At 41.2% G+C, this 17,488-nt stretch carries 17 protein-coding genes; 12 read left to right on the forward strand and 5 right to left on the reverse strand.

Translation table 11 applies throughout. The features are described from left to right. Positions 1-141: 141 nt before the first annotated feature. Entirely contained in the window at positions 142-447 is a 306-nt protein-coding gene (locus Q0688_RS05360; RefSeq protein WP_299073933.1) for a DUF6471 domain-containing protein, read from the reverse strand. A gap of 185 nt (positions 448-632) precedes the next feature. On the opposite strand from Q0688_RS05360, the gene Q0688_RS05365 reads away from it, so the two are divergent. From Q0688_RS05365 to Q0688_RS05405, 9 genes are all read left to right on the forward strand, one after another. Then, a complete protein-coding gene (locus Q0688_RS05365) occupies positions 633-1,022 on the forward strand; it encodes a YjfI family protein (RefSeq protein ID WP_299073935.1) in 390 nt (129 codons plus the stop codon). 29 nt (positions 1,023-1,051) lie between these two features. Next, positions 1,052-1,732, forward strand: coding sequence for a PspA/IM30 family protein (locus tag Q0688_RS05370; RefSeq protein WP_299073937.1), 681 nt, complete (start codon positions 1,052-1,054; stop codon positions 1,730-1,732). 33 nt (positions 1,733-1,765) lie between these two features. Further along, positions 1,766-2,818 (forward strand): ion channel, encoded by a 1,053-nt coding sequence (locus tag Q0688_RS05375; RefSeq protein WP_299074215.1) that lies wholly within the window; start codon positions 1,766-1,768, stop codon positions 2,816-2,818. An 8-nt stretch (positions 2,819-2,826) separates the two neighbouring features. Then, complete coding sequence (locus Q0688_RS05380; RefSeq protein ID WP_299073939.1) at positions 2,827-3,474, forward strand: YjfK family protein; 648 nt, start codon at positions 2,827-2,829, stop codon at positions 3,472-3,474. 34 nt (positions 3,475-3,508) lie between these two features. Continuing rightward, positions 3,509-3,925, forward strand: a complete 417-nt coding sequence (locus Q0688_RS05385; RefSeq protein ID WP_299073940.1) for a DUF350 domain-containing protein — start codon at positions 3,509-3,511, stop codon at positions 3,923-3,925. Positions 3,926-3,934: 9 nt separating this feature from the next. Continuing rightward, entirely contained in the window at positions 3,935-4,543 is a 609-nt protein-coding gene (locus Q0688_RS05390) for a DUF1190 family protein (protein ID WP_299073943.1), read from the forward strand. Positions 4,544-4,579: 36 nt separating this feature from the next. Then, entirely contained in the window at positions 4,580-5,743 is a 1,164-nt protein-coding gene (locus Q0688_RS05395) for a glutathionylspermidine synthase family protein (protein ID WP_299073944.1), read from the forward strand. A 74-nt stretch (positions 5,744-5,817) separates the two neighbouring features. Then, positions 5,818-6,384, forward strand: coding sequence for a rhomboid family intramembrane serine protease (locus Q0688_RS05400; protein WP_299073946.1), 567 nt, complete (start codon positions 5,818-5,820; stop codon positions 6,382-6,384). Between the two features lie 55 nt (positions 6,385-6,439). Next, a complete protein-coding gene (locus Q0688_RS05405; RefSeq protein ID WP_299073947.1) occupies positions 6,440-7,138 on the forward strand; it encodes a VC0807 family protein in 699 nt (232 codons plus the stop codon). A gap of 48 nt (positions 7,139-7,186) precedes the next feature. Here the strand turns inward: Q0688_RS05405 and Q0688_RS05410 are convergent, their stop codons facing one another. Both Q0688_RS05410 and Q0688_RS05415 read right to left on the reverse strand, forming a co-directional pair. Further along, a complete protein-coding gene (locus tag Q0688_RS05410) occupies positions 7,187-8,497 on the reverse strand; it encodes an alkaline phosphatase (RefSeq protein ID WP_299073949.1) in 1,311 nt (436 codons plus the stop codon). A 109-nt stretch (positions 8,498-8,606) separates the two neighbouring features. Continuing rightward, positions 8,607-9,560, reverse strand: coding sequence for a chemotaxis protein CheV (locus Q0688_RS05415; RefSeq protein ID WP_299073950.1), 954 nt, complete (start codon positions 9,558-9,560; stop codon positions 8,607-8,609). A gap of 256 nt (positions 9,561-9,816) precedes the next feature. On the opposite strand from Q0688_RS05415, the gene Q0688_RS05420 reads away from it, so the two are divergent. The 3 genes from Q0688_RS05420 to Q0688_RS05430 all read left to right on the forward strand — a co-directional run bounded on the left by Q0688_RS05420 (position 9,817) and on the right by Q0688_RS05430 (position 14,898). Next, on the forward strand, positions 9,817-11,415 hold the full coding sequence (locus Q0688_RS05420; RefSeq protein WP_299073952.1) for an isocitrate lyase: 1,599 nt from the start codon (positions 9,817-9,819) through the stop codon (positions 11,413-11,415). A gap of 250 nt (positions 11,416-11,665) precedes the next feature. Then, a complete protein-coding gene (locus Q0688_RS05425; RefSeq protein ID WP_299073954.1) occupies positions 11,666-12,610 on the forward strand; it encodes a LysR family transcriptional regulator in 945 nt (314 codons plus the stop codon). Positions 12,611-12,732: 122 nt separating this feature from the next. Then, complete coding sequence (locus Q0688_RS05430; RefSeq protein WP_299073956.1) at positions 12,733-14,898, forward strand: malate synthase G; 2,166 nt, start codon at positions 12,733-12,735, stop codon at positions 14,896-14,898. A gap of 70 nt (positions 14,899-14,968) precedes the next feature. Here Q0688_RS05430 and Q0688_RS05435 read toward each other — a convergent pair whose 3' ends face one another. Both Q0688_RS05435 and Q0688_RS05440 read right to left on the reverse strand, forming a co-directional pair. After that, positions 14,969-16,213 carry an ABC transporter permease gene (locus Q0688_RS05435; RefSeq protein WP_299073958.1) on the reverse strand — a complete coding sequence of 415 codons (1,245 nt, stop codon included), beginning with the start codon at positions 16,211-16,213 and terminating at the stop codon, positions 14,969-14,971. Between the two features lie 15 nt (positions 16,214-16,228). Further along, positions 16,229-17,467 (reverse strand): ABC transporter permease, encoded by a 1,239-nt coding sequence (locus Q0688_RS05440; RefSeq protein WP_299073960.1) that lies wholly within the window; start codon positions 17,465-17,467, stop codon positions 16,229-16,231. Positions 17,468-17,488 lie beyond the last annotated feature (21 nt).

Here is a 17,488-nt window from a genome sequence, read left to right on the forward strand (position 1 = left end):
TGAACCGAGCCTGCATACCCTAATTGTATTGCACAAAAATTCCACAGCACTATGATTACTGCACAGTTATTTATTGACGTTATCTCCCAGAGACTGTTTTCTGCCCGGTTTGTTGATTCCGGGCTTTTTTTTGCCTGAAATTTATTCGAGTGGACTACCAAGATCAGCAAAAATCTCAGTGATTTCGTCTCGCTCAATCTTACGCATATTCAGTACATACATGATTTGTAACAACAAATCCGCCCCCATTATTCCCTTATTCACTTTATTTCTTAAGTTGTCTGCGCTTTGATGTATGCCTATATTTGCTAGCCTATCACTGAGATCTTGATACTTAGTGCCACGTTTAGACATTTCAGCTTTAAGCAAGCGCTGAACAAGTTGTCGCCAATCAGCGGCTAGGGATGGTACTGTATTGTTTGTTGCTCTATCATTATTTTCGGACATATTGCTAAGCTTTACCAATTAACCAAACGTGAATTATAATTTACATTTAAAACATATAAATATCAAATGTTGAAAATATAAGTTGACTTAATAACTTTAACTTGACTACACTGTGTCACGTAATATCACTGATGACTAACATCTTTGAATTACAGTTTAGTCATTAGCCCTACAGGAGAGAAGCCATGACTTGGGATCTTAACCAACTTGAGACCCTTTTAGTAGACAGCCACGATTTGGTTGTGACTAAAGAAGAAAATTGTTTATTAGTTGCCAATAGTGACGGAATCGATGCCTGGTTAGCCATTAGTGGCGAACAGATTTTGGTTGAATCGTTATTATTTGCCAAGACTGAAGTCAAAGATTGCGCTGTGTTAAATGAAGAAATATTGAAAACACACATGATATTCCCTCTCACTACTGTGGGCATATCCCAAGTAGCGGGTGAAGAGTATTACACAGCTTTTGGATCATTAAGTTCACAATCAAAAGCAGAGAGTGTAATGATAGAACTAACTACTCTGTTCCAAAATGTCGAAGCATTTTTAGATGCTTATGAAGATCATTTGCAATAACAGTTAAAGTATTAATTAGGAGAAAGAATATGTCAGTTTGGAGAAAATTAGTCACTGCTGTAAAAGGCGGAGCAACTGAAGCGGCGCAGTCTGTAGCCGACAGTCAGGCCATTCGTATTCTTGAGCAAGAGATCCGCGAAGCCAAAGATGAACTACGCAAATCGGATCATGCAAGAACGCAAATACTGGCTAAGTGTAAACTCGCCCAGCAGAAAGTAGATAGCTTGCAAGCTTCTATCGAACAATACGAAGCCCATGCTCGCAAAGCGGTAGACACAGATCGTCAATTAGCCTTAGATTGCGCGCAAAAAGTGAGTGATTTACGGGCCGAACAAGATGGCGAACAGAAGTATCTTGATCAGTTTAAACAATCTGAAAAGCAACTCGCTAGCAATATTGGCCAAGCAAAATCCAACTTAAAGCGCTTAGAACAACAGGTGGATATGGTAAAGGCGACTGAGTCAGTACAAAAAGCCCAAGTGGCAGTTTCATCACGTCATTTAGGTGCAAATAGCAAAATGAAAACCGCAACCGAGTCTTTGTCACGTATCCAAGACAAACAAAACTTACGTAATGCTGAACTACAAGCAGCGGAAGAATTGGCGACTGAAGAATCGAGTGATGATTTGAGCAAGCGTCTTGCTGAGGCAGGTATAGCCGGTGGTAATACTTCGGCAGATGACGAACTTAGCCGTATTTTAGGCAAATAATTCATTGGCTAGTAAAGTGAAATAAAACTAATGATGTTTATTAAATTACGCAAAATGTTTATTCGAATTTTTGCCGAGATGCGCTGGTACACTATTGTACTGGCGCTTCTTTTTTATGGGCTTACTAGCTGGTTACTATTAAACCTTGCAGATGAAACTGCCTTAACTCAATCTGAAAATTTTATTTATTGGTTGGTCGTCACAGGCTCAACAGTAGGGTATGGCGATCTATCTCCAAGCACGACTGCCGGCAAGTACTTAGTATCCTTTTACATTATCCCACTTGGTCTAAGTATTTTTGCCCTAGTATTAGGACGTGTGGCAACTTGGGTATCGAATCAATGGCACAAAGGAGCAAGAGGTTTGAAAAGTTTAGACGTTAAAGACCATATTTTGGTGTTGGGCTGGAACGGCCACCGCACTATTCGTTTATTGGAATTGTTGATCAGAGAGCGCGCCTCTATCGAAGATGATCCCACCATAGTGTTGTGTGTAAGGGCCGATATTGTTAATCCACTACCTAATCAAATTGAATTTGTAAAAGTAACTACCTTCAGTAAAGATGCTGATATGGACAGAGCCTGTGTTGATACAGCGCGAGTTGTCTTAATGGATAATCCCGAAGATGACCTTACAATGACCACGGCTTTATATTGCAGCCAACGTAATCCAAATGCACAAATGGTGGCCTATTTTAACGATGAAAGCCTAGTGGGTTTATTACAAAAACACTGTCCAAATGTAGAGTGTACACCCAGTGTAGCTGTGGAAATGCTCGCCAAATCGGCCTTCGATCCTGGTTCAAGTTTATTGCACCACGATCTGTTAGATATTAACCATGGCCAGGCCCAATATTCGGTCAAAATTCCTGCCCATGTGCCGCCCGTGAAAATTGAAAATATTTTCGAGATCCTAAAACGTAAGTATCGTGCAACCCTAATTGGTATGGTCAAGGCGGGTGACGCTTTGAATATTCAAGTCAACCCTGCCTTGGATGCGATACTTTCCCCCGGAGATAAGATTTTTTACATTGCCGATGAGAGAATTATCAAGTTTCAGTGGGATGATTTTGTCGAAAACTTATAGGCCAAAATATGTTTAGCAAATTATTTGGAAAAAAAGACACCCAAACCAAACCTAAGGCCCCTGAGATTATGGGGTTATACTTAGGTGGCTCGTTTGAGCTCGATCCCCTAAAACTACGCCTTATAGAACCAGAATTGATGATTGAAAAAGCCGCCAGCCAACACCTGATCCAAGCCGTAGGTGAAGTACATTTAGATACGGGCGGAAAAATTTTACGTTTTTACACCGATGACGATGCTTTTTTACAAGTTGTATTAGACGGTGGCGACACAGAAAGTCATATCACAGATGTGAAGTTATGGTATTTTTATGAAACCAAAACCATTGGATCTGAAGCCCAATGGAAACAAACAGTCGCAACCGGTGTTTCTAAGCCTAAGTATCAACTAGAAAGCGCAGAGTATCAGCGAGTGTGGGATGCAGTAGGTGAAGAGTCTCCGCCCGTTGCTATGACAGAAAAAACCTATGAAGAAGACGGCGACACCAGCGAAACCGACCAATTTGTAATGTTATATGAACGTCATCTTGCAGATGATGAAACCGAAACATTAATGGTTACCGCCGAAGAAAAGTTAGTGAATAACAATTTCGACCGTTGCTTAGTTATCAGCACTGGTTTTAATATTGGGCAAGCAGATATAACAATAAACGGTTAACGTTTATTGTTCACTTAGAATAAAAGGATAAATTATGGACGCAGTATTAAATTCAATTTCAGGCTTAGGTAACTTTGCACTGTATTTTGCCGTTTCAATTTTATTATTGTTTGTGTTTAAAGTGGTATATGCCTTTGTTACTCCTCATGATGAATGGGCATTGGTTAAAGTGCATAAAAACCAAGCGGCAGCCATAGGTTTTGGTGGCGCAATGATAGGCTTTAGCCTTGCCTTAGCGGGCGCCGTAGCGAATTCAGAGTTTTTAATTGATTTTGTGGTGTGGGGTGTTGTGGCCATCATAGCGCAATCCTTAGCCTTTGCATTGTTACGCTTTACCTTTATGCCTAAAATTGCCGATCGTATCGATAAAAATGAAATATCTGCAGGCACAATTTTAGCTGCGGTGTCTATTTCGGTAGGTCTGCTAAATGCCGCTTGTATGAGTTATTAGGAGAGCCAAATGCAATCCAATAAAACAAAACGTTCACAATCAATCAATCTTAGTGCCATGCGTAAGAGTTTCAGTGTTAAACCACTGGCCTTAGGTATTGCAGCTATTTTTCTTTCAGCATGTGGTGACCAACAAGAAGCTCAAGTGTTCGTCAATGTAAGTGACTGCACTAACGCCAACCCTGAATATGCTGCTCAATGTAAAGCGGCCTACGAGGACGCCTTAAAAGAGGCTGAACGCACTGGCCCCAAATACAACACGCAAAGAGATTGTGAGTCTGAATTTGGTCCAAACCAATGTACTAGAAGCCAATCTGGCTCATTTTTTATGCCATTTATGGCTGGCTATATGTTAAGCAATATCATGTCGCCTAGAGGGTATTACTCCCAGCCGATGTTCACCTCATATTCAAGACATTCCTCTTACAGAAATAGGTGGATAGGAGCCGATGGTTACGATTTTGGTGACAATCGCCGAAGAACCTTAAGGGTTAATGAGAAATCATTCAAACCCAAACCTACTGTAACTAAAACCATAAGCCGGGGAGGCTTTGGCAGCAGTGTACGTGCTAAATCGAGTTGGGGAAGCAGCTCTAAAAGAGGTGGCTGGGGTGGTTAACCCCGGCGCTAAAGGCTTAATAAAAAAGCACACACCATGTTAAGAGTTTCAGTTCCAGAACGCGCTAACTGGAAAAGGAAAGCCGCCGAATTTGGTTTTAAGTTTCATACTATGTACGGTGAACCATACTGGGATGAGTCGGCTTATTATCAATTTTCGCTGCAACAAATTGAACAAGACCTAGAAGCCCCCACCGAAGAAATTCATCAGATGTGTTTGCAGGTGGTAGATAAAGTCGCAAACTCTCAAGAGTTGCTAGAAAAATTTCAGATTCCACCAGTATTTTGGCAACAAGTCTCTGACTCATGGAACACCCAAGAACCTAGCCTGTACTCTCGACTAGATTTTGCCTACCACGGCAAAGGCCCTGCCAAGCTATACGAGAACAATGCCGATACCCCTACCTCTTTATATGAGTCTGGATTTTGGCAATGGCTATGGTTAGAAGAGCAAGTTAATGCCGGTAAAATTGCCAAGCAAGCCGACCAATTTAACTCACTGCAAGAAAAGCTGGTACATCGACTCGCTGCCATAGCCAAACATTACAATATCAATCAAATGCACTTTGCTTGCTGCCAAGATACTGATGAAGATCGCGGTACAGTGCAATATTTACAAGACTGCGCCAAAGAGGCCGGTTTAGGTGATGACTTTGTGTTTATTGAAGATATTGGTTTAGCAGAATGTGGCAGCTTTAGTGATTTACAAAATAATAAAATTCAAACGTTATTTAAGCTTTATCCCTGGGAGTTTATGCAACGAGAAGAGTTTGGGCAGGCTATTGGAAAGGCCCAAGTTAATTGGCTAGAGCCAATATGGAAGTCAATTTTATCCAATAAGGCATTGATGCCTATGCTTTGGAAATTATTTCCCAAACATCCCAACTTACTGCCCGCTTATTTCGAAGATGAGTTGGCTAAGGCACAAGAGAGTAAACTGGTTAAAAAGCCTATTTTCTCCCGTGAAGGAGCCAATATCAGTGTGATTGAGAATGGTAAAACCGTGCTACATGCAGATGGGCCTTATGGTGAAGAAGGGTTTATTTATCAAGCCTATTCGCCCCTGCCGCAGTTTGGTGATAACCATACTTTAATAGGCTCATGGTTGGTAAACAATCAAGCGGCTGGCATTTCTGTAAGGGAAGACGCTTCGGCTATTACTCAAGATGGCTCGCGTTATTTACCCCATATTATTTTGTGACAATTTGACATGACTAATGTGAAGTTTATCCGTCACACTTTGGCTATCAATTCCAACAACCCATTATTGACCTTATGAATTCCATCATTAAGCCTTTAAACTACAATCAACATTTTCGTTTAGTGCTTGGCATTTTCGTCGTGTTTAGTGTGATAGAAATCATCAATTTGTTCACTGGACGTATGCTGAGCCAATTGGGTACTATTCCTCGCTATGTGCCTGGCCTCAAAGGCATTATTTTGGGGCCCTTTGTACATGGCAGTGTACAACATTATTTTTCTAATATTATTCCCCTATGTATCTTTAGCTATTTGCTACTGCAATATGGTCTAAAACGTTATGTGCAAGTCACCATTTGGATCCTGTTAATTTCTGGGTTACTAGTATGGTTATTCGCAAGGCCTGCCACACATATAGGTGTTAGTGGCATCATTTATGGCTATTTTGGTTATCTAATGTTGGCGGGGTTCTTAAGTGGTAAATTTAAACTGATTATTATTGCGGTACTCGTCGCATTTTTTTACGGCGGGCTAATCTTTGGTATTTTACCTTCTAGCCCTTTTGTTTCTTGGGAATCGCACTTGTTTGGATTTATCTCAGGGTTAACCGCAGCAAAATTTTGGGCAAAACCTTCGCGCTGAACCCAGAATCCGAATATAATGCCCAAGCCATCTAATGCAGAATAATAGGTAATTAATGTCCAATCCTACACCACAAAAACAGTCAGGCCTTCTAGGAAACTTAGCCTTTAATATCGTCATTCCGGTACTGATTTTAACCAATCTAAGTACCGAAGAATATCTAGGTCCAGCGTGGAGTATTGTGGCGGCGTTAATTTTTCCTATTGGTTATGGCATTTGGGATCTTAAACAGACAGCCAAGATAAACCCATTTTCAGTGCTGGGTATTGTCAGTGTATTTTTAACAGGCGGTATTAGTTTGCTTGAACTACCGGCTGAGTACATTGCCATTAAAGAAGCCACTATTCCCGCTATTATTGGTATTGCAGTGCTTATTACCCAAAAAACCAGCAAACCCTTATTAAAAGTCTTTGTGCTAAGTGAGCAAATCATCAATTGGCAAAATCTGAATCAATCCTTAGAAAATTCTGGTACTAGTAGTGAATTTGAGAAAAAAATGGCGGTAAGCTCGTATATTGTTGCGGGATCGTTTTTCTTGTCGGCAGCGCTCAACTATATTTTGGCGAAGTTGATCTTAGTTAGTCCTCCAGGTACCCCAGAATACACTGAAGAGTTGGGACGTATGACAGCCTTAAGTTACCCAGTGATTGTGATCCCAAGCATGCTAATGTTAATAGCAGCCTTGTGGTACATTTTTTCACAAATAAAAAAACTAACAGGTGAAGATCTAGAACATTTTTTGGCTGATATTTAAACGATAATAATGCCCGGATAACAAAAGTTATCCGGGCAACATAAGCCTTTATTTCTTAGGGTTTAATATTTCAAAGATAGTATGAGCTATTTCGATGTTGTCCATATGCCCGCGAAAACGTTCACTTCCTGCCCCTTTAGCAAAAATTTGCACGTCTACCCCTGTATGACCTTCAGTCGTCCAACCTGTATCGGAACGATTATCCAGAATGTTAAAAATTGCTTTAAGAAAAGGTCTAGACTGTTTGGAATCGATACCTTCAATACTGGCAATTTCTGACTGGTTCAGTTCAAACCCTAATAACTCAGAGGCCAATGCCCCTTTGTCTTTAGCCAAGACCAATTGTGAACTGATGGCCTCTGGTGAAGTTTTTAAATTTTTCAACCAATCAGGTTTCCAACTATAGTTACCTCTAGCACCAATACTTAGGCCACCGGTACTGTGGTCGGCCGTGGCAACCATAAGAGTGTCAGGGTTTTGTTCTAGGTATTGCTCTAGCCATTCTAACGTAACGGCAAGATCATGCATTTCAGCCATAGCAGAGGCGATATCATTGCCGTGTCCAGCCCAATCAACTTGGCTTGCTTCTATTAATAAAAAGTACCCTTGATCGTTTTCTAACTGGCGAATGGCTGCTTTAGACAGTGTAGGCAACCGCAATTTGTCTGTACTCTCTAACGCCCAAGGCATGCCTTTATCTGCAAATAAACCTAATAATGGTGTGCCCGCTTTCACAGTGTTAAGTTGGGCTAATTTATCGACATATTGATAACCTGCAGCTTTAAACTGCTCGACCAAATTACGATCTTCACGAATAAAATATTTCCATCCCCCCCCTAACATCACGTCTAAAACGAATTGCCCTTGAATTTTTTCATCAAAATAACTATCGGCTATTTGATTGTAATTATGGCGACTTTCATTATGCGCACCAAAGCTCGCTGGTGTCGCATGGTTAATCTGCGAAGTAACGGCCACACCGGTTTTTAAGCCACGCCTTTTAGCAAGTTCAATTAGGGTTTGTACAGGCTTTTTATGAGCGTCAACCGCTATAGCGCCATTGTAAGTTTTAGTCGCTGTTGATAAAGCTGTGGCACTGGCGGCCGAATCAGTCACATAACCCGTGTCTCTATCTGGATGCGTGCTAGCCATGCCAACCAATAATCTGTCGAATACAGTCTGTTCCACTTCATGGGTACTAGGATCATCAGCGTACATACGATAAGCCGTTGTATAAGATGGGCCCATGCCATCACCCACAATCATAATGACATTTTTAGGTGTCTTCGCTGCCATTGCAAACTGGCTTTGTGCTGTTAATAATAATGCCGCCAATAAAGGAGTCGTAAGTTGCTTCATCTGGTCTCCGAGGTTGAATATGTGAATAAAAATAGTTGGAGTTACTTAACATCACCCCAATATAGTTTGTTTATATGAACAAAAAATGAAACGCGAAATTTTAGATAATTCAATTACCAGCGTCTAGTATTTGGCGCATCCGTTGCTGTACAACGTCCACCAATAGGTCAGGTTGAAACTTTGAAATAAAGCGATTACAGCCTACTTTTTCAACCATGGCCTCATTAAAGCTACCACTTAAGGATGTATTTAATGCCACAAATAAATCGCTCATACGAGGATCTTGTCGCACTTCTGAGGTCAATCTATAGCCATCCATTTCAGGCATTTCTGCATCGGTGAACATCATTAAAATTTCATCTGTGACGATCTTACCTGCTTCAGCCCAGCTTTTTAATAGCTTTAATGCTTTTAACCCATCATTTACTTCAATGATTTCTAGCCCCAATTGACTCAACGTTTCTCGTATTTGCCAGCGCGCAGTGGCTGAATCATCCACAATCAGTACCTTCTTACCAACCAGATGACTCGTCACACTATTATCTAATACCTCTTCAGAAATAGTCGTATCGTACTCAACAATTTCAGCCAGTACTTTTTCAACATCAATAATTTCAACCAACTCGTTTCTGTCTTCAATCTCAATCTGAGTAATGGCGGTTAAATAATTATTTTTACCTACGGTACTAGGTGGTGGTTGAATGTCACTCCAAGAGGTATTCACAATACGGATCACTTCTCCAATTAAAAACCCCTGAACACTTCTATTATATTCTGTGATAATCACATTCGCTGGCTGGTACTGCTCTTGATTGATAGACATTTTAATGGCCGAACGAAGATCAATAATAGGGATAGATTTTCCTCTGTAGTTTGTTACACCTGATAGGTGCTGATGAGAGCCAGGCATTTGATTCATGACAGGCACAGTAATTACCTCTCTGATCTTAAACACATTTAGAGCAAAAATATGTCTAGAGCCCAATTTAAACATCAGTAATTCTAGTCTGTTTTCACCTACAAGCTTAGTGCGTTGATCAATTGACGACATTAATTCTGACATACAAACTCTCTTTTAATGTTTTGGCTACCGCCTAGTTACATAATACACCTGCTGGCACGCTCAATAGTAGCGACTTCAAAACAATTTTGTCGATAAGTACAAACAACACCTTATCAACATTCACAATACTTATGATGAGAATACTTTATATAGATTTCAAATATATCCATGACCTATATAGGATGGTCACCAACAGCAACCCACTACACTTTATCGGTTGCTTAATTTTTTACCATACAGTTATAGGAATACTCAAATGTCTCAATATCAAAATGATGTTAACCAATTTGCAAAACTTAGAGCAGCTAAAGCTGGGGCATGGAATGCAATCAATCCAGATTATGCCGCACGAATGAAAGCGCAAAATCGCTTTAAAACGGGACTTGATATTGCTAGGTATACAGCAGGTATCATGCGTAAAGATATGCAAGACTATGATGCTGATTCAAGCCAATACACCCAGTCATTAGGCTGCTGGCACGGCTTTATTGGTCAACAAAAAATGTTGGCGGTAAAAAAACATCAAGGCACCACGGATAAAAGCTACTTGTATCTATCAGGATGGATGGTAGCCGCACTACGCTCCGAGTTTGGCCCATTGCCTGACCAATCTATGCACGAAAAAACTTCGGTTGCGGCACTGATTGAAGAGCTATACACCTTTTTACGTCAGGCTGATGCCCGTGAACTAGGCGATCTATTTAGGCAATTAGATGAAGCCAAACAAAATGGCCAAGATACATCAGGTATTCAAGCCTCAATTGATAATTACCAAACCCATGTAGTGCCTATTATTGCCGATATCGATGCGGGCTTTGGTAACGAAGAAGCCACCTATCTATTGGCGAAGAAACTGATCGAAGCCGGGGCTTGTTGTATTCAAATAGAAAACCAAGTATCTGACGCTAAGCAATGTGGCCATCAGGATGGTAAAGTGACAGTACCACATGAAGACTTTTTGGCAAAAATTAACGCAGTGCGTTACGCATTTTTAGAGTTAGGTGTGGAAGAAGGCGTAATCGTTGCTCGTACTGATTCATTAGGTGCAGGCCTTACCCAAAAAATACCTGTATCACAAAGCCCAGGCGATTTAGCGGCTCAGTACAACGCTTTTCTTGATGCCAGCGAGGTGACATCAGTCGATGATCTAGCTGAAGGCGATTCTGTACTTAAACAAAACGGTAAGTTAGTTAAACCGGTACGCTTACCAAACGGGTTATATAAGTTTCAAGAAAATACTGGCTTTGATCGCGTGGTACTTGACTGCATCACCTCATTGCAAAATGGCGCTGACTTACTGTGGATTGAAACCGAAAAACCACACGTGGGTCAAATCGGCGATATGGTTAGAGCCATCAGAAACGAAATCCCCAATGCCAAGCTTGTGTATAATAATTCTCCGTCATTCAACTGGACCTTAAACTTCCGCCAGCAAATATTTGATGCATGGACAGAAGCAGGTAAAGATACTAGCCAATATGTACGTGATGAATTGATGTCAGTCACTTACGATGAGTCAGAATTGGCCCTTGAAGCGGATGAAAAAATTAAAACATTCCAGGCAGATGCCGCTCGTGAAGCCGGAATTTTCCATCACCTTATTACTTTACCTACCTACCATACTGCAGCGTTATCTACTGATAATCTTGCCAAAGGTTACTTTGGTGACCAAGGTATGCTGGCCTATGTGAAGGGCGTACAACGTAAAGAAATTAGACAAGGCCTAGCATGCGTTAAACACCAAGCCATGGCAGGCTCGAATATGGGTGATGATCATAAGGAATACTTCTCTGGCGACCAAGCCCTAAAAGCTTCGGGAGAAGACAATACTATGAATCAATTTGACGCTAACTAAGTCACTCCTACTCAGAATAAGAAGCGTCTGTTAGTAGCGTTATTTGATAGCTTGTAGCCTAGGCTACAAGCTATCAATATCATTCAGATCATCAATATTAATACTAAATCAAATAAGTCACACAACTCACAACCTGCCTTTACGAAAAGATTAAGTTACTGTTTTTAAATAATAACCTAATATCTGGAATAGATAATTAATACTGATAATATTCTACAATGAAATCAGTTTTTACAATGAGATAACAACCATGAATATTGCCAAGGTAGATTTAAACTTATTAGTTTATTTAGATGTATTACTAAGAGAAGGCAGTGTCACTAAAGCGGCAAACCAACTTAGTATCACTCAGCCCGCAATGAGTAATGGTCTTAGAAGGTTAAGAGACTTATTCGCCGATCCTCTCTTGGTACGTACCAGTGACGGCATGACCCCAACTAAACGCGCCTTAGAATTGAAACCTATTATTAGAGATGTGCTTTCTAAACTTGAAACCACTATTCAGCCAGAAACAGACTTTAGTCCGTTGGAAAGCGAGCGCACATTTAGGATAATGGCCAGCGATTACGCAGAGTCAACCTTATTAATGGAAGTCATTGAGCGATTAAATCATCAAGCACCCAATGTCACGCTTGACCTGATCACTCCTAGCGATGTGACTTTTCACGATGTAGAGCAAGGTAAAGTAGATATGGCGATCAATCGATTTGATGAATTGCCTCTTTCGTTTCATCAAAAAGTAGTCTGGTATGACACTTTCTCTTGTGTTGTAAGTAGCGATAACCCTATTACCAAAAACTTTGATCTCGAACAGTATTTAACTAGCAAACATATTTGGGTAAGTAAAACCGGTTTTGGTGTGGGTGTAGGAATCGATCCAAATGAAGTACAGAAATTAGGTTGGGTAGATGCTGAGTTGACAAAAATAGGCAAAAAACGTGATATACGGGTGTTTACTCGGCACTATCACGTTGCCTTACAGCTAGCCAAAGCACAAAACTTAATCGCAACTCTACCAACAAGAGCCGCCAATATTTACCAGAATGATCCCCAAGTTGACATACTTGCTCCACCGTTTGATATTCCCCCAATAGCATTAAAAATGGCTTGGAGTGCCTTACTGCAACATGACGCTGGGCATATCTGGTTAAGACGGTTGATCACTGAAGTCGGTGCAAAACTCAGTAACGCTTAACGACAATTCATTTCCAATAAATGTTATATCTTCTGTGAATGAAAGGAATAACTAACATAAATTAATGAGTATAATACTAGGATCGTAAACTTAGTATTATATGCAAAACAACAGAGCAACTTATGCAACTTCAATACGTACAAAAAGGCCGAATAAAAATTGCCCAAGAATTAGAGCAGTTTATCACTCAAGAAGTTTTACCCAAATCACAAGTATCTGCTGATGAGCTTTGGACTAAGTTCGCTGATTCACTGCCCGAACTTATGTCAGTCAACCAAAACCTGCTGCAAAAAAGAGCGCAGCTGCAAACTCAAATAGATGAATATTGCCGCACTAGGCAGTCTATCAATATGCAAGAGTATAAGTCTTTTCTGACTGAGATTGGCTATTTGCAAGCCGCGCCTAGCGATTTGAAAATTACCACACAGAATGTGGATCCTGAGATCGCCACTATGGCAGGGCCACAACTTGTGGTGCCTATAAACAACGCCAGATTTGCACTCAACGCTGCCAATGCCAGATGGGGGAGTTTGTACGATGCTTTATATGGTTCAGATATTATCCAGCAAACAGCGAGTAGCAATACGCAAGGATACGATGCCACAAGAGGGCAAAAGGTCATAGACTATGTGAGGAATTGGTTAGATGTGATTGCCCCTCTATCTGCGGGTAAGCATGCACAAAGTAAAAAGTATGCCATTAGTAATGGTGCCTTATTGGTAACCTTATCAGACGATAGGGTTGTGGAGCTCGCCGCTCCCGAGCAATTTGTTGGCTTTCAAGGCCCGATTGAACAACCAAGCTGTATTCTCATTAAGCATAATAGCATTCACGCAGAAATTCAGTTTGATCCACAAAGTGTTATTGGTCAGCAAGATAGCGCCAGTATTAAAGATGTATTTTTAGAGTCCGCATTAAGCACTATTATGGACTGTGAAGACTCGGTGGCCGCCGTGGACGCACAAGATAAAACCCTAGTCTACAAAAACTGGCTAGGACTGATAAAAGGTGATTTAAGCGCCACTATTACCAGTGGTAGTAAACAAATTACCCGCAGCTTAAACCCTGATAGAGAATATACTTCGGTAACAGGTGAGACATTTAGCCTCTCAGGAAGAAGCTTAATGTTTATTCGCAATGTTGGACATTTGATGAGCACCGATGCCATCTTGTTTGACGATCAGCCTATATACGAAGGAATAATGGACGCCCTAGTCACTAGTTTAGTTTCAAAACATGACTTATTAGGTAATGGCAAGTTCAAAAACAGTCATGCAGGCAGTATTTATATAGTGAAACCCAAGATGCATGGGCCTGAAGAAGTGGCTTATGCAGATTTATTATTTTCCACCATGGAAAGGGTTCTCGATTTACCCATACATACACTTAAAATAGGCCTCATGGATGAAGAAAGGCGCACCAGCTTAAATTTGCAGGCCTGCATACAAGCCGCAAAAGAGCGAGTGGTATTTATCAACACTGGCTTTTTAGACCGTACTGGCGATGAAATACACACCTCTATGCAATTAGGCGCTTTTGCCAGTAAAGCCACCATTAAAACCAGGCCATGGTTAAACGCTTACGAACAATCTAATGTGGTAATTGGGCTCAACTCGGGGTTATCTGGTAAGGCTCAAATCGGCAAAGGCATGTGGCCAATACCCGATAATATGGCAGATATGATGCAAGCTAAAATTGCCCATGTACAATCGGGGGCAAACACAGCTTGGGTGCCCTCGCCAACTGCGGCCACATTGCATGCATTGCATTACCATCAAGCAAACGTATTTGATATCAGAGCAAATTTAGCCACCGATGTAGATGGCTTGCTTGAAAAAATGTTAGATGTTCCATTACTTCAAGACGAGCAGCTAACACCCGAGCAGATACAGCGCGAATTAGATAACAATGTGCAAGGTATCTTAGGTTATGTGGTTAGATGGGTTAACCAAGGTATTGGATGTTCAAAAGTACCGGATATTAACAATGTTGGATTAATGGAAGACCGAGCCACATTAAGAATATCCAGCCAACATATCGCAAACTGGTTATTACATAAGGTGATCACAACAGAACAAGTGGAAAGTGCCATGTTAACAATGGCCAAACTGGTTGACCAACAAAACGCCTCTGACCCGCACTATGTCCCCATGACCCCAAACATCGATGACTCCATCGCTTTTAGGGCCGCATATGAATTGATATTTAAAGGTAAAGAGCAGCCCAGTGGATACACTGAACCTTTACTGCATCATAAAAGAGCCGAAGTGAAAAAAATGGCGAGGTGATAGCAACCCAGCTTACAATAGTAGAAACAACGGCGCTTACTTATAAGCGCCGTGGTTTTTTGCCGTCATCTTATTCATTACTTAACGCCACAATCGGATTTAATTTAGACGCCTTAATGGCAGGCACCATGCCAAATGTAATACCAATAAAGCTACAAAATCCCATACCTAGCAATGCCCACTCGTAGGGAATACTCGCGTCAAACCCCGTCACCGCAGAGGCTATGTTTCCTAAACCAAATCCCAGTATGATGCCAATGACTCCTCCCAAGTTGCAGAGTACTATCGCCTCGATTAAAAACTGCGTCAGGATATTATTTCTTTTTGCTCCAAGAGATTTTCGAATGCCTATTTCTTTGGTTCGCTCGGTTACCGATACCAACATAATATTCATGATCCCCACACCAGCCACAATAAGGGCTACTGTCCCCATCACAAAAGCACCAATTTTCACGGGTTTAGTTGATTCATTAAATTGATCAATCTGACTTAAACTAGTGAAATAGTAAAAATTATCGGCTTCATTATGTTTCAGTCCACGGATCCGCCTCAGCACACTGCGGGTTTCTGCAATAGCATCGTCTAATAATTCTGGAGTACGAGAATGAATAGTGACATTGGCACTACGCTTAAAGCCACGGCCATTCATTAACCCGTACGTTTGGGTGTATGTCGTACCCGGTATTAAGGCCAGCACTTCGTAAGGTCCACCAAAAGCAGATTCTTTGGGCACAAAAGTACCTATTACTTCATATTTTGTGCCGTCTAAACGAATTTTATGCCCTATGGGATCGGTAAATGGAAAAAGTTCATTGGCCAAGGCGTTACCTAACACCACTACTTTTCTATGGGCTGCCATATCCATACGGGAGATATTACGACCATTGGCAATATAATGGGTGTTGTTCTCGGCGTACTCTGGTGATCCTCCACATATAGACACCATTGGCTCTGTGCTATAACCATTAAAGGAAGCAACTTTACCCCCATCCCAAAACTCCGTGCCCACTATATCGACTGATCGAACGTGATCACGGATCGCTTGGGCTTCCTCCAAAGTAACAGCCGGCCATTTCATGGCCTCTCTACGTTGCTCTTCACTGGAAAATCCATTTGGCCATTTTTGAACTTGGAAAGTTTGTGTGCCTAAGACTGTCATTTCCTGCTCCATGGTTTTTTGTATCACCGAAATAGCCGTCATCACCCCAATAATCGACGCCACCCCCAAAATGACACCAAATAGCGTTAACCCTGAACGTAGCTTATTGCTTCTAATTGCCCCGAAAGACATCATAAATGTATCGAAAAAACTCATTTTGTATACCTTCCGCTATTCATACCTAAGGGCCTCGATAGGATCTAACTTTGCTCCTCTAAAGGCCGGCACAAAACCAGAAATTACCCCAACCAACATAGAGATAACCAAAGAAGCAATGATAATGGTGGGTGATAAACTAGCCGGTAAAAGGGTTTGGTTCACTACCTCGGTAATAGCAGCGGCCAGCGATAACCCTATTATTCCGCCGAATAGACAAATCAATAATGCTTCGAATAAAAACTGCATCAGTATGGTTCTGCGCTTGGCCCCAATAGCCTTGCGGATCCCAATTTCTTTAGTGCGCTCGGTGACAGATACAAACATAATATTCATCACCCCTACCCCACCAACAAACAGCGAAATACTGGTGATCCCTAAACCTGCCGCTACCACAACCCCCATGATAGAGTTGTAAGCATCTAATAATGTGCCTAGTTTATTAATGGCAAAATCATCTTCTTCAATAGGTTTTAATCCTCTGATCTTACGCATCTCGCCTATTACCTGATATTCAAAATCTTCCATGGCGTCAGGCGATGGGGCTTTAATGGCAATGTCGACATTGGCTCTACCACCACTATTACCGAAAACTTTACTGTAGGTTGTAATAGGCACAAAAATTTGTCTGTCGAAATTGGGACCACCAAAGATACTGCCCCCTTGTTCCTCCATCACACCGACCACTTTAAATTTATAACGGCCAATCTTGATATCTTTCCCAATGGGATCAAAATCTTCGAATAAGTCTGTTGCGATTTCTGAGCCAATAACCACCACTTGTTTTTTGTATGCCACATCAAATGGCATCAAAAAACGGCCACTTTCAGGTAACATATTCGACACTATGGTTTGCTTATCTGTGGTACCTATTACTCTCGCTCCATCTATCACTTTGGATTGATATTTGATGGACTGATTTTGTCCCATACTAGGATTAACAACCCCTTGCCCTTGTAACCTTTGCTGTAATTGTGCGCTGGCATCTAAGGTTATAGGTGGTCGATTTCTAAACCTAAACCAAGGACCATTTTGTACCCAAGGACGCTGCGACACATAAATCACATCAGAGCCAACGGAAGCAAAGGACTCTCGAAATGCTATTTGTAATCCATTTGCCGCCGTCATGGTGACAATCACTGCTATTATGCCAATAATGATCCCTAAGGCTGTTAGGGCTCCTCTAGCTTTATTAACAGTGAGGGCATTTAAGGCAATCTTAAATGATTCACTCATTTCTAAACTTAATTTCATAACTTATCTCAATTCAAAATA

This window comes from uncultured Paraglaciecola sp., assembly GCF_937123705.1.
Taxonomy (GTDB): Bacteria; Pseudomonadota; Gammaproteobacteria; order Enterobacterales; family Alteromonadaceae; genus Paraglaciecola.

Coding starts and splice junctions, on each gene's coding strand:
- Q0688_RS05390 (WP_299073943.1), top strand. CDS start 3,935: ATGCAATCCAATAAAACAAAACGTTCACAATCAATCAATCTTAGTGCC.
- Q0688_RS05400 (WP_299073946.1), top strand. CDS start 5,818: ATGAATTCCATCATTAAGCCTTTAAACTACAATCAACATTTTCGTTTA.
- Q0688_RS05440 (WP_299073960.1), bottom strand. CDS start 17,467: ATGAAATTAAGTTTAGAAATGAGTGAATCATTTAAGATTGCCTTAAAT.
- Q0688_RS05410 (WP_299073949.1), bottom strand. CDS start 8,497: ATGAAGCAACTTACGACTCCTTTATTGGCGGCATTATTATTAACAGCA.
- Q0688_RS05435 (WP_299073958.1), bottom strand. CDS start 16,213: ATGAGTTTTTTCGATACATTTATGATGTCTTTCGGGGCAATTAGAAGC.
- Q0688_RS05380 (WP_299073939.1), top strand. CDS start 2,827: ATGTTTAGCAAATTATTTGGAAAAAAAGACACCCAAACCAAACCTAAG.
- Q0688_RS05395 (WP_299073944.1), top strand. CDS start 4,580: ATGTTAAGAGTTTCAGTTCCAGAACGCGCTAACTGGAAAAGGAAAGCC.
- Q0688_RS05430 (WP_299073956.1), top strand. CDS start 12,733: ATGCAACTTCAATACGTACAAAAAGGCCGAATAAAAATTGCCCAAGAA.
- Q0688_RS05375 (WP_299074215.1), top strand. CDS start 1,766: ATGTTTATTAAATTACGCAAAATGTTTATTCGAATTTTTGCCGAGATG.
- Q0688_RS05420 (WP_299073952.1), top strand. CDS start 9,817: ATGTCTCAATATCAAAATGATGTTAACCAATTTGCAAAACTTAGAGCA.
- Q0688_RS05425 (WP_299073954.1), top strand. CDS start 11,666: ATGAATATTGCCAAGGTAGATTTAAACTTATTAGTTTATTTAGATGTA.
- Q0688_RS05370 (WP_299073937.1), top strand. CDS start 1,052: ATGTCAGTTTGGAGAAAATTAGTCACTGCTGTAAAAGGCGGAGCAACT.
- Q0688_RS05385 (WP_299073940.1), top strand. CDS start 3,509: ATGGACGCAGTATTAAATTCAATTTCAGGCTTAGGTAACTTTGCACTG.
- Q0688_RS05365 (WP_299073935.1), top strand. CDS start 633: ATGACTTGGGATCTTAACCAACTTGAGACCCTTTTAGTAGACAGCCAC.
- Q0688_RS05415 (WP_299073950.1), bottom strand. CDS start 9,560: ATGTCAGAATTAATGTCGTCAATTGATCAACGCACTAAGCTTGTAGGT.
- Q0688_RS05360 (WP_299073933.1), bottom strand. CDS start 447: ATGTCCGAAAATAATGATAGAGCAACAAACAATACAGTACCATCCCTA.
- Q0688_RS05405 (WP_299073947.1), top strand. CDS start 6,440: ATGTCCAATCCTACACCACAAAAACAGTCAGGCCTTCTAGGAAACTTA.